Source organism: Vibrio sp. 03_296, from assembly GCF_002265885.1.
In genome coordinates this window covers 1-678 of the sequence record NZ_NPKW01000676.1, presented here as the reverse complement: position 1 = coordinate 678, position 678 = coordinate 1, and the positions used below count along the sequence as shown (strand labels likewise).

General features: G+C 39.8%; 1 pseudogene. It reads right to left on the bottom strand.

What is annotated here, in order from left to right:
- Positions 1-180: pseudogene (gene cadB / locus CIK04_RS27070) on the bottom strand (cadaverine/lysine antiporter); the annotation flags it as partial.
- Positions 181-678 lie beyond the last annotated feature (498 nt).

The window sequence follows — 678 nt, the reverse complement described above, 5'->3', positions numbered from 1 at the left end:
CGAGCAAACACGAATGCCAGGCTCAATGCACCAACAATACAGATCGACCCAACTAAAATAGAGATAGAACCTACACTCGCCAAGTGTAGAAGGAAGTAAGGCAATACCACTGCCCATCATGTTACCAGCCACGACACCTGTACAGGCAATTAGGCCGATTTTCTTAGCATTAGATGACATAACATCTCCAACTCGATTCAACTTAAGTTACAAAACTCAAACGAACAAATAACCGCAACGCGAAGCAACCTTGTCGCTGCTCTTTTGATGTTATACGCGAATAAGAGAAAACGTTCTCCGTGACCCCGTTAATGTTCGAAGTGGAGATTACGCCCAAAGCAGATAAAAAAATAAACTTACGATTATACAATAAATGATGAGACAAAAATGAGTTTCTTGATATCAAGGTGATAAAGGACAAACATATAAACCAACATTTTCAGATAGTTAAGAAAAACCTAAAAACATAAACTCATGACAATAAAGTTATCAACCTGCTCTTTCATTCGCCCTCAAGCACATCAACTTGCGATTGAGGGGGAAGTTGATAATGCGTTGATATCGAATTTATCCAGCGAGCGCACCCTCGCGCTATTGAAGCCGAGAAGCGAGTAAAAGAGTAAGCGAGTAAAAGAGAAAAAGAGTAAAAGAGAATAAGAGAGTAAGAGAGTAAGAGAG